Consider the following 21,630-nt stretch of genomic DNA (forward strand, 5'->3'; position numbering starts at 1 on the left):
GCTCGCTAGCGGTCCTGTGGCTCGATGACCACAGCCCACTGGCGCACCGCGCAGGAGTCGGATTCCCCGCATTCTCCGGTCTGCGGCTGCGCCTGGACGATGACGGCCATCGGGCTGGGCAATTCACTGGCATCCACCGGAAGCACGTGGGTGAACGAACCGTCGGCGTTAACCGGGATTTTCAGATCCGGGCCTTGATCCAATATGGCTTCGCCCCGCTCCAAGATGACGGAGTACACGGTTGCAGTGCGGGACTGGAAGTTGGATCCGAGGGCTCATCGCCGTCGGCCTGCGAGGGGAATTATTGACGGCTCCACGTGTACAGTGGATTAGTCGCCACGACGGCAGTAAACCGCTACCCCTATCAAGGCCAATGACCCCGATGCAGCAGACCTCGACAGCCAGCTCACCTCTTGCGGTGCGAAAAATCGCCTTAGTGGTTTCGCACGTGCTCTCCCCCATTATCCTGGCCACCGTGTTGCTGTTGGCAACGCCATGGCGGGATTCCTCAGTGCGCTGGACCGAGTCGATTGTTGCCGCCTTGTTCACCACGATTATTCCGTGGCTGATCCTGGCCGGGGCGAAACTGCGCGGCAAGGTCACCGATATGCACGTGACCGTCCGGCGTCAGCGGCATGGGATCTATGCCTATACCGCAGGATTGATCCTGTGCGGCCTGCTCGTGCTGCGGGTCATGGATGCCGGTTCCGGGATCTTCCTCGAAGTGCTCAGCATCCTGCTTGGATTGGCGCTTGTTGCCGTGATCAATTTGTGGTGGAAGGTCTCGGTGCACCTGGCTGTGGGCACCTACGTTGTTTTGCAGGTGGCGGGACAGCAGGCCGAGCTGATGCCGCTAGTGGTGTTCTTCCTTGCGGTGCTTTCCTGGGCCCGGATCCGCAGCTACCAGCACACCGCCGCACAGGTGTGCGGCGGTGTAGCTGTGGGCATCGCCATCCATTACGCGCATCAGTGGATAGCAGCTTTGCTTCCCTAGGCGCTAGGCTCCGCGAGCTTGGCTGGATCCACCAATCCGGCGTACTGCCAGCCCGGGTTGCTGCTGGGCCGGCCTACCTGGCATCCGGCTTCCTCCGCAATCAGCGCGCCGGCAGCCCAGTCATACTCCTGGGTGCCATATTCGGCGTAGGCGTCCAAAGACCCCTCGGCCACCAGGCACAGGTCCAGCGCGGCCGAGCCGAGTCGGCGCACATTGACGTAGTCCTGGAGCATCTGCCCGAGCACTTGGGCCTGGAACTGGCGGCGCTGGGAATCATAGCCGAAGCCAGTTGCCAGGATCCTGGTCTCGGATTCGGCCGGCCCGGTGAGCTGTGTGAGCTTCCCGGATCGCAGATCAAGCTTCCATGCACCCAATCCCTTTCCGGCGAAGTATTCCACCTGCAATGCAGGGGCGACGATGGCCGCGGCTACCCAGGTCTCGCTGCCATCCTCATTGCGTTGGCAGACGCCCACCGAGGAGCAGTAATAGGCGATGTTGCGCACGAAGTTCGTGGTGCCATCCAGCGGATCAATGCTCCAGCGCAAGCCGCTCGGGTTCGCAGGCTTGGCACTTGGATATTCCTCGCCGGTCAGTTCGTCGTTGGGCCGGGAGGTCAGGATGGCCGCGCGAATTGCTTCCTCGGCGGCACGGTCGAAGTCGGTCACCCAGTCCCCGGCCGCCGATTTGTCGGTGAGGTTGAACTGCGATTCATCGCGGCGGTTGAGTACTTCGGCGCCGGCGGCGGCGGCCCGGCGGGCAACCATTACCAGCGGATCATGAGTCACTGCGCGGTCCATTTCTAGCCTTCCGTTAGTGCGGCGAGGGCTACCTCGCGCGCTGCGTCTGGGCCCTGTTCAAGCAGGACGCCGAATCCGGTTTCGTCCAGTACCGGAACACCCAGGGACTGGGCTTTGTCCAGCTTTGACCCTGCGGCTTCGCCGGCCACCAGGAAGTCCGTCTTCTTCGAAACGCTGCCGGTGGCCTTGCCGCCACGGACAATGATCGCTTCCTTGGCGGTATCGCGGGAATAGTGTTCCAAGGTACCGGTCACCACAATGGCCAAGCCTTCGAGGTTCTTGGTGATGTTCGCATCTTGCTCGTCTTCCATCTTCACCCCAGCGGCCTGCCAGGAGGAGACAATTTCACGGTGCCAATCCACCTTGAACCAGTCCACCAGCGCGTCGGCAATGATTGATCCGACGGAATCGATTTCGCTCAGTTCAGCCTCGGCGTTGCCCGAGTCAAGGACCTCGAGCAGGGCATCCATGGAGCCGTAGCGGGTGGCAATGGCCCGCGAAGCGTTCGGGCCAACGTGGCGGATGGACAGTGCCACCAGCACGCGCCACAGCGGGTTGCCCTTGGCCTTTTCCAGCTCATCGAGCAGCTTCATGGTGCTCTTGGTTGGTTCTGACGGCTTCTTGGCGGTGGCCTTGGAGTAGAAGTACGGGACGAGCTCGAAAATGCCGGTGCCCTCCCCCTTGGAACGCTTTTCCCGCCATACCTTCACCTCGCCAAGCTCGTCGAGCATGTCCTTGAGGTTGAACAGTTCGGCTTCGTTTTTCAGCGGGCCGGGGCCAGCAGGCAGAATGATGCCGCCCTGGGTGGCAGGGTCCTCGCCCGGACCGCTGGTCAGGGCCGCCGCTGCTTCGTAGCCCAGTGCCTCGATATCAAGGGCGCTGCGTCCGCCGAGGTAGGCCACGCGTTCGGTGAGCTGGGCCGGGCAGGATTCAGCGTTGAGGCAACGAATGTCCACATCGCCTTCCTTGGCCGGCGCCAGTGGCTGCCCGCAGGATGGGCATTCGACAGGCATGACGAAATCACGCAGGTCTTCGTTGCCGTCACGCAGTGGCAGCACCGGGCCAACAATTTCAGGGATGACGTCTCCCGCCTTGCGCAGGATAATGGTGTCGCCAATCTTGACGTTCTTCGCCTTGACGACTTCCTGGTTGTGCAGGGTCGCGCGGGCAACGGTGGAGCCAGCGACGAGGACCGGTTCCATCACGCCGAAAGGCGTCACGCGGCCGGTGCGCCCCACCTGGACCTGGATGTCCAGCAGCTTGGTGTGCACTTCTTCTGGCGGGTACTTGTAGGCGACAGCCCAGCGTGGAACACGCGAGGTGTAGCCCAGCTGTTCCTGGGTGGCCAGGTCATCGACCTTGATGACGATGCCATCGATGTCATGGATCAAGTCGTGGCGCTTCTCGCCGTGCTCGGCAATGTAGTCCTTGGCTTCCTGGCGGCTGCCGACAACGCGGCCGTAGGGCGAAACCGGAAGACCCCAGTTGCGCATCAGCTCGTAAGCCTGGGACTGTTCAGCAAGGTTGAAATCGCGGCTGCGGCCCAGTCCGTGCACGAACATGCGCAGCGGGCGCTTAGCAGTCTGTTCCGGGTCTTTCTGGCGCAAGGACCCGGCGGCCGCGTTGCGCGGGTTGGCCAGGGGCGCCTTGCCCTGGGCAATCAACGCTTCGTTGAACTTGTTGAAGTCATCGGTGGCAATGAAAACTTCGCCGCGGACTTCGAATTCTTCGGGCCAGCCGGTGCCGGACAACTCCTGCGGGATGTCGCCGATGGTCAGCGCATTGTGGGTAACGTCTTCACCGGTGGTGCCGTCGCCGCGGGTAGCTGCACGCACCAGCTTGCCCTGGCGGTAGGTCAGGTTCAGTGCCAGGCCATCGATTTTGACTTCGCACAGCCACTTGACCGGGGTTTGCGGGTGCAGGCGTTCGGCATTGACCTGGGCACGTTCGAGCCACGCTTCGAGTTCATCAAGTGAGAAAACGTCTTCCAGCGAGTACATGCGGCTTGCGTGGGTGACCGATGCGAAGGCGGCGGAAACTTCGCCGCCGACTTCCTGCGTGGGCGAATCCTGTCCAGCCAGGATGGGATAGGTTGCCTCGAGCAGCTGGAGCTCATGGAACAACGCATCGTATTGCGCGTCGGAGACCAGAGGAGCATCGTTTTGGTAGTACGCCTCGCGGTGGGCACGGATCTGCTCGACCAGCTGTTCATAGCGGGACTTGTCAGCTTCTGGCGGAACGTTGGTGGCCTCAACTGGTGTTACGTCTTTTTCACTCACGTATTCAATTGTGCCCCACCGGCGGACAGTTTAGCTGGCTTGGAGCCCTAGTTCCCAGGTGCGTCAATTTGCGCGGACTCGGCTGCCAGCACATCAAGGACAATCACCGCGATGTTGTCCCGGCCGCCAGCTTCCAGTGCGGCCCCGGTGAGAATCCGGGCCGCTTCGGTGCGGTCCTTGTAGTTCACCAGCAAGGTCTGCAAGATGTCTTCGGTCAGTTCGCCCGAGAGCCCGTCGCTGCACAGCATGTAGCGGTCGCCGATGCGTGGCTGCAAGACGGTGAGATCCGGCTGGCTTTCGGCGCCGGCGCCAAGCGCACGGGTAATCAGATTCCGGTGCGGATGATTGCGGGCTTCCAACTCGGTGATCTGCCCGGCATCCACCATTTCCTGCACGGCCGAGTGGTCACGGGTCAGCTGCTGCAGGGCGCCATCACGCAACCGGTATCCGCGCGAGTCCCCCACGTTGACCAGCAACAAGCTCGGGATTTCATCGGCGACCACCGGGATCGGCTCGGTAGCTGGAGCCAAACTGGCGCGGTGGTTCTCCAGCATTTGCGGAGTGATCTTGGAGATGACATCAGTGTTCTGCGTCATCGCGAAACTTGAGGTCCAGGGCGGCACCGCGGCCAGTGGAGCGGTCACATTGTCCCGGCCTTTGCCGGGGGTCTTGATCTGCACCAATGCGCACAAGGTAGTGCCGCCACGTGATTCAAGCGCTTCGCGAATGCGGTCATCAGCCAGTTGCACCTGGCGCTGGACATCCGGCACGGATGGCAGTTTCCGAACCGACGTCTTATTGGCGAAGGTGCAGATTTCCTGCATCGTTTCCACCGCAAGCTGGCTGGCCACCTCGCCAGCTTCGTGACCGCCCATGCCGTCGGCTACCGCATACACGATGTCATGCATCAGGATGCGGTCCTGGTTTTGCGTTCGTTTCCGGCCCACGTCCGTCAGCCCTGCCGCGGCGAGGATGAACGGTACCGGTGCTGGTTCTTTAGCCATTAGTCGATCACCAGTCCTGCTCCCTCGCCTGCGGAGAGCTCATAGGGTTGAATGTCTCCAAAGCCGCGCACCGCGGTGATTTCCTGGGCGGTGAGCACAAAGCGTGCGTCATTGCGCAACGTGTTTGCGGTAATCGCGTCGGTCAGCACGGTGCCCGGTTCCGCCAGCGAGGTCAGCCGAGCCGCCATGTTCACCGTAGGACCATAGATATCACCCAGGCGTGAGAGCAGCCGGCCCCAGACCACCGCGCCGCGGGTTTGCGGGAAGAGCTCGTCCTTGGCCAGCTCGCGCGACAGGGACAGCGCAATCTCGGCGCCAGCCTGCGGGGTTTCGGCCACGTAGAGCACTTCATCGCCAATGGTCTTGACCAGGCGGCCACCGCCCACGGAAATGACCTCGGCGCATTTGGCTTCGAAGCGCTGCACCAGCTGGGCCAGGGTGCGCTCGTTCATGCGGCGCGACAGCGAAGTGTAGGAGACCAGGTCGGCAAAGCCCACCGCACGGGCCAGCGGCAGCGGGGTGCCGCCATCTTCGTCGCCACGGTCTTGGTTGTAGGCAGCCACTCCGGTTTCCACCCGCAATGCCATGCGGTGCACGGCAGAGTTCAGCTGGCGGCGCCATGAGTAGAGCAGCAGGTCTTCAATCGCTGGAATGATTTCGGGCAGCAGGCCGAAAAGCTGGCGGCGCGCCTGGCGGTCCGACATGTTCTGGTTGGCGATCATGTCCTCAACCAGTGCTTCGATCTGCCACACCACCATGCGGTCAGTCATCTGGCCAACCGAACGCATCAGGGAAATGGCGGTTTCTTCGGTCAGCTTGCCTTCGCGGACCATCCCCACCATGGTGCCCAGGGCTTCCTTGTCGGCCTGGGTGAAGAACACTTCATCATCGCTGAGTTCAGGGAAGCCGATGGCGCGCCAGAGCTTGCGCGCGGAGTGCAGGGAAACACCGGCCTCGGAAGCGACCTCGCGGCGACGGAATTCGCGTTGGCCGCCGATGAGCCGCCTTTCCAGCGAAGCGACGGTGTCGCGGACAGCGTCGGGGGTGTGGGCCGGAATGCGCAAGGGGCCTTCCATGGCCTGCGCAAGTTCGAAAATTGGATCCGACTCGGCCGGTGTGGCCACAGGGGGGTGCTGGCGGGCGCCGCGGACAGCCTCGGCGGCGGACTGCGGAGAGTCTGCTCGGGGTGTGTTGGTGTGCTCGGTGCTCATGCCCCCATGCCCTCACTGTTCGTCGTTTCGGTATGCACCGCATTCTGGTTGCTGCGCAGGTTCGCCATCGCCTCCATTGCCAGGGAACGGAAATACGGTACCGAGGGGACATGTGAGAGTCTCACGTATCCCTGGTTCAGCACGATATCCAAGGTTCCCGCACGCGTCATGGTGTTCTTCGCCTTGCTGTGCGCGACGAGGTCGCGAACTGTAAATAATCCTACAGATTGCAGCTTGCCATCGTTGTATGTGGGCCGGAACATGATCCGCTCGGTGGTCAAGACGATTTGGCTGCGTAGCCACCGGGCCCAGGGAATCACGCTCCAGATCAGCACCAGTGCGGCCCAGAGAACCACCGAAACGACCATCCACACATTCGCGTTGCCAGCTAGCCAGTCCGAGAGATCGTCCCGGGAGAGATAGCCCAACGAGAAGGTGCACACGGCAGTCAATACGAGGAAGGCTCCCACGGGCTGGCGCAGCACTCGCGAATGTTCACGAGTTTTGATAATCACTCGTTCCCTTTCATGCAGCGGCAACTTCATCGTGTTGTTCCTCGCCCCTCCTGTTCTCGACTCCGTGTTTCGGTCATCATCTCCAATAATAGTCCCGGGCCAAGACCCAAGTCTGGTTAGGCATACTTTCCGTCGGCGCGCCGTACGTGGTGCACGTCCCCTGCCATCACGTGCTTCCGCTGCCCGGTTCCATATTCCAGAACCAGTGAGCCGTCTGCGCCCAACTCGACCGCGTTGCCAACTAGCGTGGATCCATCGGGGAATTCCACACGCACTTCATGTCCCAGTGTGGCCAGCTTGTCGCTGACGAGCTGGCGCAAAGATTTTCCATTATTTCCCGGCAACGGCATCTGCGCAAAGCCGCCGACCCGGCGGAAACCCTGATCCAGTGCTGCGAATTGCTTCAGGTACTCAGCCAGCAGTTCGGTGCGGTCCAAGTTCTGGGCGCCAGCCAAACGCAGGGACGTCGCGGTGGGCACCGGAAGCTCGTCCCGGTTCTGGTTCACGTTGATTCCGGTGCCAACCACTACCCCGTAGCCGTTGCCAGTTGGAACCATTTGCGCCAGTATGCCGCAGACTTTCTGCTCTCCGGCCAACAAATCGTTGGGCCATTTGATGCCCAAGGGAACGCCGCCGATATTCTCGGCGGCTCGGCTCCAGGCCAAGGCCGCAAGCATGGTGTACCAAGACAGGGATTCGGCAGGGAAGCTGGGACCCGGCACCGCCAAGACACTGACGGTCAGGGAGGATCCTGCCGGAGTTACCCATTCACGGCCCAAACGCCCTTTGCCTGCCTGCTGGTGCTCCGTGAAGTACACGCTGAGGTGGCCGGCATCCCCATTGCCAGCCAGTTGCGCCAACTCGGTATTGGTTGAACCGGAGGTTGGCTTGATATTAACCAGCCCCAATTCCAGCTGGGCGGTGAGCTCGGTGAAGAGCCGGGAATCGAGAATTGCGCGGTCGGTGCCATGCGGGTTTTCCATACCTCCAACCCTATGGCACCGGCCGATGATTACGCTTAGTCCTGCCTCGTCATCTGCCTAGAGGAAGATGTCTTCAACCAGCGGGACTTCGGGGTTCAAGGTGTACTTCTCCAGGTCCGTCTCCCCAGCCAGCGTCAGCACCTGTCCATCCGTGAAGAAGTTTCCGCTGACTCCGGCCGGCGGGCTGGCAAGAATGGCCATGGCGGCATCTGCCACGACCGAAGCGTCGCGCGCTCCCTGAACCATTTCCTGTCCGCCTGGCAGGTTCCGGATGGCTGCGGTATCGATCAGGGTTTCGGGCCAGAGCGAGTTCACGCCGACGCCATCGTCCTTCAGCTCTTCGGCCAGGCCAAGGGTGGTCAGCGACATGCCGTATTTGGCCATGGTGTAGGCCAAATGCCGTCCAGCCCACTTCGGTTCCAGGTTCAATGGCGGGGAGAGGGTGAGTACATGGGCATGCTCGGAGGCGCGCAGGTACGGGAGCGCGGACTTTGAGAGCAGGAAAGTGCCGCGGACGTTGATGTCCTGCATCAGGTCGTAGCGCTTCATATCAAGCTGATCGGTCTTGGCCAGGTTGATGGCCGAGGCGTTGTTGACCACAATGTCGATGCCGCCGAACTTTGCAACCGCCTCTTCCACCGCGCGCTGCACATCGGCGTCCACGCGGACATCGCCAACTACGGCCAGGCCCTTGCCACCTGCTTCTTCGATTTGCGCAACGGCGGTATGGATGGTCCCTTCCAGTGCCGGATGCGGCGTATCGGTCTTGGACAGCAGGACCACGTTGGCCCCCAGCCTGGCTGCGGCCAGGGCGATAGCCAGGCCGATGCCGCGGCTACCGCCGCTCATCAGGATGGTGCGGTTTTCCAGGTTCCCGGGAACAGGTGCGATAAGAGTGCGCGATTCACTAGTCATGTGATATAGATTACGCGATGATCCCCCACTAAGCTACTGTTCAGTAACTTATTCTGGCGTGCCACGCACCAGATATCGGGCCATTTTGTAAGATTCCTACAAACAAATGAGCTGTTTGCCCAGCTAGACTGGCTTAGTTGGCATTTTTCTTGTGCCATTCCTACACATTGAAGACAACTCGAGGGAGTCGAAGGCATGACGCAGGGCAGAACCGAGGCAGCCGAGTCAATCGACCTGTCCACCACCGCCGGAAAGCTTGCTGAGTTCCGCCGCCGCCAGAAGCTCTCTAAAGCGCCAAGTGGCGAAGCAGCGATTGAAAAGCAGCACTCCCGCGGCAAGCACACTGCCCGCGAACGCATTGAAATGCTCATGGACGAGGATTCCTTCGTTGAGTTCGACGCCCTCGCAGTCCACCGCTCCACCGCCTTCGGCATGGAGAAGAAGAAGCCATTAGGCGATGGGCTGGTCTCCGGCTACGGCACCGTCGATGGCCGCCTGGTGGCTGTCTACTCCCAGGACTTCACCGTCTACGGCGGCTCCCTGTCCCAGGTCAATGGCGAGAAAATCGTCAAGGTCCAGGAATTTGCGCTGCGCAACGGCTGCCCAGTTGTCGGCATCCTGGATGGCGGAGGTGCCCGCATCCAAGAAGGCGTCGCTTCCCTGGCCATGTTCGCCGACATCTTCCGCAACAATGTCCATGCCTCGGGCGTTGTCCCGCAGATCTCGCTGATCATGGGCCCATCGGCCGGTGGTGCAGCGTACTCCCCTGCACTGACCGACTACGTGATCATGGTCGACAAGACCAGCCACATGTTCATCACCGGTCCGGACGTCATCAAGACGGTTACCGGCGAGGAAATCGACATGGAAACCCTGGGCGGCGCCCGCCAGCACAACGCCAATACCGGTACCGCCACCTATCTTGCGTCCGATGAAGAAGACGCCGTGGAGTTCTGCAAGGAACTGCTGGACTTCCTCCCGTCGTCCAACCTCTCGGATCCGCTGATTGCCGAATTCGATGAAGAGCTGGATATCACTGCCGAGGACCTGGAGCTCGATACGCTCATCCCGGACTCCGCCAACCAGCCTTATGACATGCGCACGGTCATCGAGTCGGTTGTCGACGACGAGCATTTCTTTGAAATGCAGTCGCTGTATGCACCGAACGTGATGATTGGCTACGCCCGCATCGAAGGGCGCACCGTGGGCATCGTCGCCAACCAGCCAATGCAGTTCGCTGGCACCTTGGATATCGCCGCCTCGGAAAAAGCTGCCCGCTTCGTGCGCAACTGCGACGCCTTCAACATCCCGATCCTCACCTTCGTGGACGTGCCAGGCTTCCTGCCGGGCAAGGACCAGGAATTCCAGGGCATCATCCGCCGCGGTGCGAAGCTGCTCTACGCCTACGCCGAGGCCACGGTGCCGAAGCTGACCGTGATCACCCGCAAGGCCTACGGCGGAGCGTACATCGTGATGGGTTCGAAGAAGCTGGGCGCGGACCTGAACCTGGCTTGGCCTACCGCGCAAATCGGCGTGATGGGTGCCCAGGGCGCAGTGAACATCCTCTACCGCCGCGATCTGGCCGCAGTGGAAGCCGAAGGCGGAGACGTCGAGGCACGCCGCAAGCAGATTATCGACGACTACGAGGCCGAACTGCTCAACCCCTACCAGGCGGCGGAGCTGGGCTACGTGGATGCGGTCATCGCCCCGAGCGAGACCCGCTTCCAGCTGGTTCGCGGCCTGCGCGCACTGCGCGAGAAGCACGTTAGCCTGCCGCCGAAGAAGCACGGCAACATCCCGCTGTAAGCAGCAGTGCCTGCCCGCCTAGTACCAGCTAAAACCAATAAGGAGCACTCCCATGGAACAGAACGCTGCGTTGCCTGTTGCCCCGCAGATCCGCGTCACCAAGGGAAACCCCAGTGACGAGGAAGTGGCGGTAGTTACCGCGCTGCTCGCTGCCATGGGCAATACTCCGGCTCCTGCACCAGAAGCCGCAGAGCCCAAGAAGCGTGTAGCCCGGATCCGCAGGCGCCGGGCGCTGGCCCCGCGTTTGGGCTGGACTATTGGCCGGCGCTAAGGCCTGCTGAAAGCGATGGCCCGGAACGTTCCCTAGCGGAATTTTCCGGGCCATTGCTCTGTGCAGCGCCGCTGGCATCCTAGTCTTCGTCGGGAACTTCGAAGTCCAAGATGGCTAGGTCTGCACGAGTCACCAGATGCGAACTCACAGCGTGTTCCACCAGTCGCGCCCTGCGGTTGGTGGCCAATTTTCCAGGCCCCCCGCGCAGCCCGGCCACGCCGGCCTTGTCCAATTTGTCGCAGACGTTATCGAGTTTGCGATTGAACTTCGTAATTCCCCACCCCAGCCGGGCGGCGGCAACGGCACTTGTGGGAATTGAACTCAAGCCAGTGCCTTCACGGCGCAGCATCGGCTCAGCCAGGACAACGACCAAGGCCCGCTGGGCACTGGTCAGCAGCACCGGGCCAATGGTGGTCTCGCCCGAAGCGTCGTAGTCCATGTAGGCCTGCCGGAATGCCGGCTGCGCAACATGAATCGATAGCTCGTAGGTGGTGGGACCGGCGGTGAAAACCACGCCCACCCGGTTCAGCACCAGGGGCAGGCTCGATTCCGGCGAGAGCCAGGCCTGCAGTCCGCCGGTACGGTCAGCAATCGTCGCGGTCAGCCGGCTACCGACGTTATTAAGCCACCACAGCCCGCTTTGCTTGGTAATCGTCAAGAAGTGCCGGTGCAAGTAGGGATTGTCGTCGATGGCCAGATCGCCTTCTCGGCCGATGGTGAAGGGCTTGGCGTCTTGGACAGGATAATACTGTCCGCAGTACTCGATAGTTACTTCACTCATCTCTCTTGCCTACTTTCCTGAACCTGCGGCGGTGCAGAACCGTGCTCCATCCGAGATACGTCCATCATCGCGCACGAGCTTGACCTCGATACAGGTTTGTCCGCCTTTCCCGATCTCGGTAGTGGCGCTTGGGGACATCGTCTGCTTGTATTCTCCCGTTTCCGTGGCGGTAATTGGAGCCCACCGGTAATGGTCTGCCTTATTCGGTTCTGGGTTGGACCAACGGAAAGTTACAGTTTCTCCGACCGTGGAGTACGCAAAATTATCCACCTTCGGCACAGTGCCGCCAACCAATGCATCCTTGGGCCCGTCCGTCGCTGTAATAGGCGGGCCAGAACGCTGTGCAGCATTTTGGTCCGGCAAGTACATGTTGGCAATGACAGCGCCGCCAACCAGGAGAAATAGCACAAGGCCCACTGCGATGAAGACCTTCGGCAGGCCCTGGCGCGGCTTCGGTTCTGCCGGCGCGTCCACCGGCGTTCCTGATTCGCCTCGAGCTGCGCTCTGCTGGCCCGGAGCCGAAATGGAATCCTTCGGCATTTCCAGCCGCGGTATTGGAACTGACGGTCCTGCCTGCCGCAGCCGTTGCCCGGGAACGGAGGAAATCATCGGTGGGGTAGGCAGCGGACGCTGCGCATCGCTAATCGAAGTAACATTGCGAACGCGAGTGCTCTCGCCGTGATCTTCGTCAACCGCTTCTGCAGGTTCTTCAAGTACTTCAAAGGGCGTGACCGAGAAGCCCAGCTCGATCTGGATTCGTTGCATCGAGCGGGCCAGTTCGGCAGCCGAGCCGAATCGCGACGCCGGGTTCTTCGCCATGGCTACCGCCAGCGCCTGGCTCAATGATTCAGGAACATCAAGCCGTTCCAACGGCACCAACGGCGTATTGCAAATCCGCTCAATGAGTACTGCCTGCGAATTATCCTGTCCAGGACGGACGAATGGCGAATGCCCGGCCAAGATCGTATAGATCGTGGCACCGAGCGAGTACACATCCATGCGCACACCCGGAGGCATGCCATCGCCGAAGGCTTCCGGTGCGGACCATGGCACCGAAAGCCCAGCGGTGTGTGAACCGATAGTTCCCGAGATGCCGAAGTCGGTCAGCGCCGGCCTGTTGTAGTCGGTGGTCAGCACGTTTCCCGGCTTGATATCGCGATGCACAATGCCAGCAAGATGCGCAGTATGCACCGCTGAACACAACTGGATCGCCAGGGACAGCGTTTCATCAATGCTCAGGACGCCACGACGGTATCGGACGTCCAAAGAAGGCCGGGAACAATACTCCATGGCCAAATAGGAACGTCCGTCTTCGGTGATCTCCGCTTGGTAGATCGTGACAATATACGGATGGGTGGACAGCTGGGCCATCAAGTTGGCTTCCGCCTCGAATCGCTGGCGGGCTTCCTCATCGCTGACATCCGCCAGCAGCACCTTCACCGCCACCTTGCGGTTGGGCCGGTGCTGCTCGTACAGGTAGACATCGGAAAATCCGCCCGTGCCCAGCGGCTTGACGTAGGTGAATCCCGGGATCTGCGGTGCCGGAGCTGGCGCGCGCCGCAGGCTCACGGCAGATCCTCGAAGCGTATGCTCACGCCATCGCCCAGATCAGCAACATCGCCGTTGATCAGCATGATCTCCTGGTGCCGGGACAGGCGCCGTGGCCGCTGCCCTTCGCGCAGGAGCACGGTGCCATTAGTCGCACCCAGGTCAACCAGCTGCACATGCCATCCTTCCACTCGCACATGCAGGTGCGAGCGGGAGATGTCACCGCTTGGGCTTTCCACCTTCAGCAGGCGGGGTTCGGTGTCGGATTTGATGGCTGCTGCGCTTGGCTGGCGCCCCAGGATCACCGAGCGGTTCAGTTCATGGGCGTATTCGCGGGCGCCACCGTGATCGCTGACAATCATGCGCCCCATGGCCGGTTTGCGAACTTGCTGCGCTTGGCCGGTGAGGCGCTCGCCGCATTCCCGGCAGGTCGAGGCAGTTGGAGGGTTGGGATGCCGCTTGGAGCAAGAGCGGGCCAAGATGAATTCATTCAGCGACACCGAATTTTCGGTGCCGTCCTTGGCGTCCAAACCTGAAGCGGCGCTGGATTTCGGAACACTGGAGCCGCGGATGATCGTGTGCTCGTCGTCGGCTGGTTCAACCGGCCGCGCCGAAGAGGCAGGACTTCCCGGGCGCGGTTTGATAATCGTGTCCAGATCATCGCCCTGGCCGGTATCGTAGACGGTCTCTGCTGCACCTCTGGCGCCCAGCAGCTGTCCGCCCAGCGATAGTTCCTCCGAGTAGGCTTCCTGCTCGTATTGTGCTGGATCCTGAGTTTCTTCCGAGACTTCGGTCGGCGGCAGCGCATAACTCGTTGCCGTGCCATCTGTCTGCTCATCCCCGGCACCCTGTGCAGATACCTTGGCCGCGTCGGCTGCCTTGGCTGCTCGTGCCAACACAGCTGCGGGGCCCTTGGGATCTCCTGCTTCTTTGGACGGCGCGGCGGCGCCCGGGTCGGATGCCGGCTTGGCGGCAGTTGGCGCTGGTTCTTTCGCTGCCGCTGGGGCCTTTGCCTGCGCGGGCACCGCCGCAGGCTTGGCCGCGGTTGCTGCGGGGGTCTTTGCCTGCGCGGGCGCCGCCGCAGGCTTAGCCGCAGCTGGCACTGGTTCTTTCGCTGCCGCTGGAGCTTTTGCCGGAGCAGCCGCCGGCTTGGCAACAGCGGGGGCCGCCGCAGGCTTAGCCGCAGCTGGCGCTGGCTCTTTCGCTGCCGCTGGAGCTTTTGCCGGAGCAGCCGCCGGCTTGGCAACAGCGGGGGCCGCCGCAGGCTTAGCCGCCGTTGCTGCGGGGGCCTTTGCCTGCGCGGGCGCAGCAGCAGGCTTAGCCGCAGTTGGCGCTGGCGCCTTTGCCGGAGCCGCAGCAGGCTTGGCCGCAGCGGCGGCAGGCGCCATCACGCTTGGAGCTGCTTTGGCCGGAGCAGAAGGGGTGGCAGGTGATTTGGATGCGGCACCGGCGGGCGCACCAGCAGCGGCGTCCCCTTCGGTGCCCCACTCAAGGCTTGATACTCGAACAATGCCTTCGCTAATTGGCAGCGCGAACGCAGCTTCAGGATTCGCCGAACCGGTGCTCAAAGTCCATGACTTCGACTCGCCAAGTTTGCGTTCGGTCCAGGTCGCAATGCCGGCACCGCTGACCAGCTCGTCACCGGCAGCTGTCCGTGCGGTAAATTCTGGGGCTCCCCGCAAGACCAGATGCGGTGCCCTGTCCCGGGAAACCAAAGCGAAGTTCGGCAGCTCGGCAATGTTCATCTGGTAAAGCGGCAACAGCTCTGAGAGCAGTGCTTCCACCGTCGTCTTCCCAACGAGGTTGGACCACAAAACGTTGACCTGTTCGGCGCTGGCGCTGGCAGGAAGCAGGACGATGTGCTGGTTATTCACCAGGGCGTACCAGTCTCCGGGAATGTAACTCAGGCCGTTCATGATTTCTCCTCTTGGTGGCTCGTGGTCGATATGCGTGGGATTGTAATGCCAACATCATCGGGGTGCCCATACTGCACGTCGGCGACGATCACGCTGATATTATCTCGTCCTCCGGCGTCGATGGCCGCTTGGACCAGTTCCTCGGACGCCTGCTGCGGATCCGGGAAACGCGTGAGGATCTCCTGGATTGCGGCGTCGCCGACTTCGCTGCTCAGCCCATCTGAGCAGACCAGAATGCGTTCGTGCCCTGCTAGTGGCACCAGCCAGTAATCGGGTTGGCTGTTGGCGTTGATCCCCAATGCGCGGGTGATGACGTGCCGGCGCGGATGGGTGGCCGCTTGCGCGGCGTCCAGCTGGCCGATATCCATCAGCTCCTGCACTTCGGAGTGATCGATGCTGACCTGTTGCAGCAATCCTTGGGCCCACAGGTAGGTGCGCGAGTCGCCCACATTGAACACCAGCAGTTCGGGTTGTTCTTCCTGCCCGCTGGAGGTCCTTGCATCAATCAGCACGGCCCCAGTGAGTGTGGTTCCGGCTCGGCCGGAGCCTGCCTCCACAATGCTGCGGTCAGCTTCAAGCAGCAGCGCGTCCAGGGTTTCCGGATCGAGATTGGTGCCGGCGTCTTGGAATCCCGCACCCAGGATCTTGAGGCACAGGGCGCTAGCTATTTCACCGGCTTCATGTCCGCCCATGCCATCGGCAATGGCCAGCAACCGTTCCGAGGCCAGCAAGCTGTCCTCGTTCAAGGCGCGGCGCAGTCCACGGTCCGTTGCCTGGCCGTGGCTGAATCTGAGGCTGGCTGCCGGGCTAGTATCTGTCACGGACGTTCCACCTGGAAGTAGCGGTCACCGAAGTACACCGTATGGCCAATCATTGCCTGCTCCGGCTTGCCCGGGACAAGTTCGCGCACATTTCCGTCTTCATCGACAATGGAAGAACCGTTGCCCGAATCCCGGTCCGTAACCCAGACACTGCCTACGCCCGGCTCGATCAGCAGATGCGTTTTGGAGACGGTGCGTTCCGGATCATCCACCGCGACCAGGTGAACACCTGCATCGCCCTCTGCGTAGGAAGGGTTGCGTCCGATCAAGATGCTGCCAGCAAGGTCAAGGCACCGGCTATCGTCAAAGAGCAGATGCAAGGCATCAGGCGATTGCGAACGAATCTGCGTGTGACCGAGATCTGCATCCGGGTCACCACCGGACTTGGACGAAGGGACTTCAACGATCTTCGCCTCCGGCTTAGGCTGCGAGGCAGGACGGGGACGAGCTGCTTTCTGCGCCTCAGGCGCATTGGCGCGCACGGCGCCTGGCACCGAATCGATGACTCCCGAGGACTTGCCGGGCTCTTCTTCTGGTTCGCCCACGAAGCGACGGCCCGGAGCATACTGCTGCTCAGGCGCGAAAGACCCCGGTCCCCCGGTACCACCGGTAGTCAGCGGATCCCGTCCAGCCTTGATATCCAGTACCAGCGTCCCGGCCGCCTTATCGTGCCATCCCTGCTTCTTGCCGTTCGCGTCGAATTGGTTGGAGATCACCATCAGCACCGGTCCCAGGATCGGAACGATACCCGCGACGGCTATCAGCAAACGGCGAATAATGATTTTACCCCAGCCCGGGCGCTCGCCTGACACAGTAGCGGTGCGTAACCCGAGGAGCACATTGCCAAGACTCTTGCCTGCAGCAGCTTCCCACCACCACAAGAACACCGTGTAGGCCAGAGCCAGGACGCCGTACAGGATGTACGTTCCGGCGATCTCGCCCATGATCTGCGGCGCATCCAGCGAGTTCACCATCCTGGATCCGATCATCGGCAGGAAAATAGCCGAGAGGACCAGTACTGGCAGGAAGTCGACGAGCCACGAAAGCAGCCGCTGCGCAGTTCGGGCATCTACCAGGTCCATTTTTACCGCCATGGCTTGCTCCTGTTTTTCCGTTGCAATGTTCGTGCCGTGGTGACCGTTTTAGCCGCCAACTCGTGTATCAGAGAGCGTGGAGAGTATTTCACCCGCATCTTGCCGAAGAAGCCCAGCGGCTCTTGCATCTTCTGGGTCTGCGCAATGACATCCTCCCAGTACTTCCGCACTTGCTCTTCGGTCGGTTCTTCATGCGCGAAGTTCGCCGCATCCGCACGCTGCGCCAGCGACTGCACCGGGCTGGACAGCGTCGGGAAACCGTCGGCCAGCACGCCGGCACTTTCCCGCCGGGTCGCACCGCTGGCAGTCGCGATTCGGTGGTCAGTGGCATGGCTGAGCAATTCCTGCCAGCCACCGCTCACGCGGTCACCGGCGCTGCCGGTTTGAGAACGCTTCTGCCTGCGGCGCAGCTTCAGCAAGGCAACCAGCAGCAGCGGCGAGAGCACAAGCAGCACCGAACCCAGCGAAATGCCGGCGACAATGATGACCTGGCCCCAGCGTTCCCAGAAGGTTTTCGGTTCCTCTTCGACTTCCTGCGGCTCCGGTGCAGTTTGCGGAGGCAAATCCGCTTCTTCCTGCGCCGGTGGTGGCGGTTGCAGCACCTGCGGCTGCGGCACAGCCTTGGGTTCCTGTTCCGGAGGAGTGGGCTGCTCGTCTTCATTCGGCGTCGGGTTGAAAGCAACCCAGCCTATTTCCTCGAAAGCGATCTCCACCCAGGCATGAACATCGGACCCCTTGATTTCAACGGCTTTCCCCGGCGCGTATTCCTCCGGGTAGAAACCCATGACTACGCGCGCAGGGATCCCTTGCTCGCGGGCCATCAGCGCCATCGCGACAGCATACTGCTCGTCATCGCCGATCATCTGCTCGGCATCGAGCAGGCTGGTGATACGTCCCGCTCCGTGCCCGGAGAGCGAGGGAACCTGGCCCTCGGTGCCGTTGGAGAAGAATCCGGTTCCGGAAAGCATGGCTTCAATGCTCCGCACGCGCTGCAGGTCGCCGCGTGCCGTACCGGTGAATTCGGCGGCCTTGGCTCCCGCCGTGGCTGGCACATTGGCCAGCTCTGGCATGCGGAACTGCGCCAAATCCAGTTCATTGAGCTGGTCATCGCTCGGCTTGGCGGGGAAGAGCACCTTAGCCGTGTAGGCATCGCCCTTCTCCAGGCCAATGGAGCTCAGCGCGCTTTCAGAGGTATCGCTGTAGAACAGGGAACGGGCCAGTTCATCTTCACGACCGCCGGCCAGATCCAAGCCCATGAGCTTGCCTCCGGAAGGAACCCACACCCCTTCATAGTCCTGGATCGAGATTTCAAGTTCAGCCGCTTCGCGGCCTTCCAGCGTCTGGGCAGAACGAATATCGCTGGCATCACCCACGGGGGCAAAACTGCCACCAGCGGAAGGATCCACGTTGATGACCATGCCGTTGTAGGAATCCAATGCGGCCAAGCGGATGCGCTCGCCCTTTGGCAAGCCCTTGACGGTCAGCAGGGTGTCGTCAGCCATTGTCTTCACATACTTGCGGAAACTCGTCAGCGGGCTTGGATAATCGTAGAGATCCACCGGTGGTTCCAACGCATCGCGCCACACCTGGCGCGGGGTTTCGGGGGCCAGCAGCGGAGTGGCCGCGGCGGTCGCTACGCCGGCTCCGGCCAGCACCAGGGCTCCGGCAATGATGCGGCGCAGCAACATCTGCTGGCCGCCATGGGAGTCAAGCTGCTCGTGGTTCAGCGAGCTGAATCCGCCGGAAATGCGCGTGTCCATAAAGCGCCGCCAGGCAAGCCAACCGACCAATACCGCAATCAAGGCGACGCCACGGGCGATCGGCATCGGCACGTCGCGGGTGCCGAAAACAATACCCAGCACGAACATCGCCAGCAGCGGCAGCAAAGTCCAATACGGCGAGCGCAAATGCCAGGCCGCCAAGCCGGCCAGCAGTGCAGTGAGCAGCGCGGAAAGGAAGGCCACGATCAGTACGCCGCCGTAGGAGCCTACCGGTGGCGCCACGGTGAGCATGTCTTTCCAGCTGAAGACCAGGCCGGTCAGCAAGGTGCGCAGGGATTGCCCGGTGGGCAAGATTCCGAAGGCAGCCTCGCGTGGAGTCGCCAACGGGGTGCCCAGCACGAGGTACAGCAGTGCGAACAGGGCCATGGTCCGCCACGTGCCCAGCTTGAAGTGCACATTGGCCCAGGCCAATGCAAGACCGGCAACAATTCCGCCGACGGCAGCCAGGATGAAGTTCAAGCTCGCGCCGTAGGCGTCCAGGAGACCCAGGGCACCAAGGACCAGGGCCAATCCCAGACAGATCGCGTCAACGCCGAAGCGCCAGAGGGGCAAAGACTGTTTCATGCCACGGCCTTTCGCAGCATCAAGCCGAGTTCTTCCAGCTTGCCCAGGCTCAGTACCGTCAGCTCGCCAATGTTCGAGCGCGTCGGCTCCATGCCGGTCTCGCACCTGATAGCGATGGCGCGCACTCCGGCAGGCACATGCATCCAGGCTTCACGCAGCGACTTTGCACTGGTCCTGGTGCCGGTGAGGAAGAAAAGCACCGACGCTCCGGGCACGATATCGGCGGTGTGGCGAACCACCTGCACCAGGTTCTCGCGCTGGCCAGCGGCTGCTTCGATGCGGGTCAGCGAGTCCATCATCATGCGGCCGCTGTCGGTGCGCACCGGACCTTGCTGGGTCACGATGGCCAGCTTGCGCTGTTCCGCCACTGCCTGCTGCCCGATGGAGGCAGCGACCGAAATAGCCAGTTCGAAATCTTCCTCTGCGTGCGCCTCGCAGTACTCGTCCAGATTGGTGCTCAGGCTCAGTGCCAGGTGCGAACGCCGGGTCTCTTCGAACTGGCGGACCATCAATTCACCGGTACGCGCCGTTGACTTCCAGTGGATATGGCGGCGGTCGTCTCCTGCCTGGTATTCGCGCAGGGCGTGGAAGGACACATCGGAGTTCGAGAGATCCGAAGTGGGCATGCCTTCGAGGTCGCGGATGAAACCAGCAGAGGAGCCATCGAGCGCGGTGGTGCGCGGATGGATGAACAGCTCGTAGCGGTCGGTCCATTTCACCTGCCGGCGCAGAATGGCGAAGGGGTCCTGGCGGACCGAGCGGACCGGCCCCACCTCCAGCACCTGGCGGCGCTGGGTCGGGATGGTGAACAGGTCTTCGTGCGTTCCTTGCGGCTCCAGGCGCGGGATCCGGAACTGGGCGGCACCATGGCCTACCGGAAGTTCCATCATCACCGGCGCTGCGCTGCGCGAGGCCTGGTTGGCCACCTGCAGGGCGCCAACGGCGCGGTCCCCCACAGCGACACGGGTGCGGTGCAGGTCCAGGTCCACGCTGAAATCATTGTGGCCCAGGATGAATCCCACGGAAGCCAGCAGCAGCAAGGTGGCCATGAAGGCGCCGAGCAGGGCCTCCTGCCAGCCGAAACTGGCGCCCAGGATCCACAGGAGAATCGCTGTACCCAGCAGCACGAAGCCCAGCGGCGAAATGACCGTGGTGACCGGTGCGAGGAAACGGGTGCTGAATTCCTTGACCCGCGATGTTGCAGGGCGCAGGTATTCGCGCAGCACCTGCATTGCTTCGCTGGCCATGGTCAGCGACATTTCGGCCCTGCGATTCAGCCTGGTGCTCCGTGCAGAACGCTTAGCTCGTCTGCTCATTAATGATCGTCCTGGTCCTTGCCGGCGGCCGGAGCGGAGTCTTCATTGCCACGACGGGTTGGGGCCGGGACCTTGCGCAGCACCGAGGTGATGACCTGGGCGGAGGTGGTGCCGGTGAATTCCGCTTCCGGGTCCAGCACCAGGCGATGGGTGAAGATATAGGGCGCCAATTCCTTGATGTCATCCGGCAGCACGTAGTTCCGTCCCTGGCTGGCAGCCCACACCTTGGCCGCGCGCACCATCGCCAGGGCTCCGCGGACCGAAACTCCCAAACGGGTTTCCGGAACTTCGCGGGTCGCTTCGCACAGCGCCGCGACGTACTCCAGCACGGCGGTGTCCACATGCACGGTGGTTGCCAGCTCGGCCATTTCCACCACTGCTTCGGTAGTGATGATGGCGCTCAGCGCGGTCGAGCGGTCACGCTGGGTGCTGCCCGAAAGCAGCGCCACGGTGGCTTCCCGGTCCGGATACCCGATGGAGGTCTTGATCAGGAAACGGTCCAGCTGGGCTTCGGGCAGCCGGTAGGTACCGGCCTGCTCGATCGGGTTCTGGGTGGCAATCACCATGAACGGGCGAGCCTGCGGGTAGGTGGTGCCATCGACGGTGACCCGCCCTTCTTCCATGACTTCCAGCAACGCCGACTGGGTCTTTGGAGACGCGCGGTTGATCTCATCGGCCAGCACGAGGTTGGCGAAGATCGGTCCATGGTGGAAGTCGAACTGCCCGCTGCGCTGGTCGTAGATGGTGATGCCGGTGACGTCCGAGGGCAACAGGTCCGGGGTGAATTGGATGCGCGAGTTGCTGCCCCGCACCGTGGCGGCCAGCGAGCGGGCCAGCATGGTCTTGCCGGTGCCCGGTGCGTCTTCGAGCAGCACGTGCCCTTCGGTGAGCATGGCAGTTAGCACCAGCTTGATGGCCTGGTCCTTGCCCAGCACGGACAGTCCGACATTGGACACCAATTTGGCGAAGGTATCGCAGAACCAGTTGGCCTGCTCGGTGCTCATGGTCATGGCAGTGTTTGTTCTTTCTGTACG

Annotated in this window: 19 protein-coding genes; 3 read left to right on the forward strand and 16 right to left on the reverse strand. The window is 62.1% G+C overall.

Translation table 11 applies throughout. The features are described from left to right. Nucleotides 1-5 precede the first annotated feature (5 nt). Complete coding sequence (locus AC1Z36_RS16355; RefSeq protein WP_105657146.1) at nt 6-239, reverse strand: hypothetical protein; 234 nt, start codon at nt 237-239, stop codon at nt 6-8. A gap of 197 nt (nt 240-436) precedes the next feature. Here AC1Z36_RS16355 and AC1Z36_RS16360 point away from each other — a divergent pair, with 197 nt between their 5' ends. Next, nucleotides 437-994 carry a hypothetical protein gene (locus tag AC1Z36_RS16360; protein ID WP_105661756.1) on the forward strand — a complete coding sequence of 186 codons (558 nt, stop codon included), beginning with the start codon at nt 437-439 and terminating at the stop codon, nt 992-994. Here AC1Z36_RS16360 and AC1Z36_RS16365 read toward each other — a convergent pair. The 7 genes from AC1Z36_RS16365 to AC1Z36_RS16395 form a co-directional block, all read right to left on the reverse strand. Next, entirely contained in the window at nt 991-1,791 is an 801-nt protein-coding gene (locus tag AC1Z36_RS16365) for an inositol monophosphatase family protein (RefSeq protein ID WP_105657144.1), read from the reverse strand. The two genes, AC1Z36_RS16360 and AC1Z36_RS16365, sit on opposite strands and share 4 nt — an antisense overlap. A 2-nt stretch (nt 1,792-1,793) precedes the next feature. Further along, nucleotides 1,794-4,070, reverse strand: a complete 2,277-nt coding sequence (gene ligA, locus AC1Z36_RS16370; RefSeq protein WP_286134146.1) for an NAD-dependent DNA ligase LigA — start codon at nt 4,068-4,070, stop codon at nt 1,794-1,796. Between the two features lie 47 nt (nt 4,071-4,117). Next, complete coding sequence (locus AC1Z36_RS16375) at nt 4,118-5,074, reverse strand: PP2C family protein-serine/threonine phosphatase (RefSeq protein ID WP_105657142.1); 957 nt, start codon at nt 5,072-5,074, stop codon at nt 4,118-4,120. Further along, nucleotides 5,074-6,285 (reverse strand): adenylate/guanylate cyclase domain-containing protein, encoded by a 1,212-nt coding sequence (locus tag AC1Z36_RS16380; protein WP_105657141.1) that lies wholly within the window; start codon nt 6,283-6,285, stop codon nt 5,074-5,076. Before AC1Z36_RS16380 ends, AC1Z36_RS16375 begins: the two co-directional genes overlap by 1 nt. After that, entirely contained in the window at nt 6,282-6,830 is a 549-nt protein-coding gene (locus AC1Z36_RS16385) for a hypothetical protein (protein WP_105657140.1), read from the reverse strand. The genes AC1Z36_RS16380 and AC1Z36_RS16385 overlap by 4 nt, the downstream gene beginning before the upstream one ends. Nucleotides 6,831-6,916: 86 nt before the next feature. Beyond that, nucleotides 6,917-7,783, reverse strand: a complete 867-nt coding sequence (locus tag AC1Z36_RS16390; protein ID WP_105657139.1) for a biotin--[acetyl-CoA-carboxylase] ligase — start codon at nt 7,781-7,783, stop codon at nt 6,917-6,919. Nucleotides 7,784-7,840: 57 nt separating this feature from the next. Further along, on the reverse strand, nt 7,841-8,698 hold the full coding sequence (locus AC1Z36_RS16395) for an SDR family oxidoreductase (RefSeq protein ID WP_105657138.1): 858 nt from the start codon (nt 8,696-8,698) through the stop codon (nt 7,841-7,843). Between the two features lie 195 nt (nt 8,699-8,893). Between AC1Z36_RS16395 and AC1Z36_RS16400 the strand changes: the two genes are divergently transcribed. After that, nucleotides 8,894-10,504, forward strand: coding sequence for an acyl-CoA carboxylase subunit beta (locus AC1Z36_RS16400; RefSeq protein WP_105657137.1), 1,611 nt, complete (start codon nt 8,894-8,896; stop codon nt 10,502-10,504). Nucleotides 10,505-10,556: 52 nt separating this feature from the next. Continuing rightward, a complete protein-coding gene (locus AC1Z36_RS16405; RefSeq protein WP_105657136.1) occupies nt 10,557-10,775 on the forward strand; it encodes an acyl-CoA carboxylase subunit epsilon in 219 nt (72 codons plus the stop codon). A 79-nt stretch (nt 10,776-10,854) separates the two neighbouring features. Here AC1Z36_RS16405 and AC1Z36_RS16410 read toward each other — a convergent pair whose 3' ends face one another. The 8 genes from AC1Z36_RS16410 to AC1Z36_RS16445 are packed head-to-tail and all read right to left on the reverse strand — an operon-like array spanning nt 10,855 to nt 21,606. Next, nucleotides 10,855-11,556, reverse strand: coding sequence for a hypothetical protein (locus tag AC1Z36_RS16410; protein ID WP_105657135.1), 702 nt, complete (start codon nt 11,554-11,556; stop codon nt 10,855-10,857). 9 nt (nt 11,557-11,565) lie between these two features. Continuing rightward, nucleotides 11,566-13,125 (reverse strand): serine/threonine-protein kinase, encoded by a 1,560-nt coding sequence (locus AC1Z36_RS16415; RefSeq protein ID WP_105657134.1) that lies wholly within the window; start codon nt 13,123-13,125, stop codon nt 11,566-11,568. Beyond that, nucleotides 13,122-15,020, reverse strand: coding sequence for an FHA domain-containing protein (locus AC1Z36_RS16420; protein WP_105661755.1), 1,899 nt, complete (start codon nt 15,018-15,020; stop codon nt 13,122-13,124). Before AC1Z36_RS16420 ends, AC1Z36_RS16415 begins: the two co-directional genes overlap by 4 nt. After that, on the reverse strand, nt 15,017-15,841 hold the full coding sequence (locus tag AC1Z36_RS16425) for a PP2C family protein-serine/threonine phosphatase (protein ID WP_105657132.1): 825 nt from the start codon (nt 15,839-15,841) through the stop codon (nt 15,017-15,019). Before AC1Z36_RS16425 ends, AC1Z36_RS16420 begins: the two co-directional genes overlap by 4 nt. Further along, entirely contained in the window at nt 15,838-16,935 is a 1,098-nt protein-coding gene (locus AC1Z36_RS16430; protein WP_105657131.1) for an RDD family protein, read from the reverse strand. The genes AC1Z36_RS16425 and AC1Z36_RS16430 overlap by 4 nt, the downstream gene beginning before the upstream one ends. Beyond that, complete coding sequence (locus AC1Z36_RS16435) at nt 16,926-19,280, reverse strand: DUF4129 domain-containing transglutaminase family protein (protein ID WP_105657130.1); 2,355 nt, start codon at nt 19,278-19,280, stop codon at nt 16,926-16,928. Before AC1Z36_RS16435 ends, AC1Z36_RS16430 begins: the two co-directional genes overlap by 10 nt. Next, on the reverse strand, nt 19,277-20,596 hold the full coding sequence (locus tag AC1Z36_RS16440; protein ID WP_483561465.1) for a DUF58 domain-containing protein: 1,320 nt from the start codon (nt 20,594-20,596) through the stop codon (nt 19,277-19,279). The genes AC1Z36_RS16435 and AC1Z36_RS16440 overlap by 4 nt, the downstream gene beginning before the upstream one ends. After that, nucleotides 20,596-21,606 carry an AAA family ATPase gene (locus AC1Z36_RS16445; RefSeq protein ID WP_105657128.1) on the reverse strand — a complete coding sequence of 337 codons (1,011 nt, stop codon included), beginning with the start codon at nt 21,604-21,606 and terminating at the stop codon, nt 20,596-20,598. Before AC1Z36_RS16445 ends, AC1Z36_RS16440 begins: the two co-directional genes overlap by 1 nt. Nucleotides 21,607-21,630: the final 24 nt, after the last annotated feature.

The sequence above is a fragment of the Glutamicibacter sp. BS14 genome, assembly GCF_056934375.1.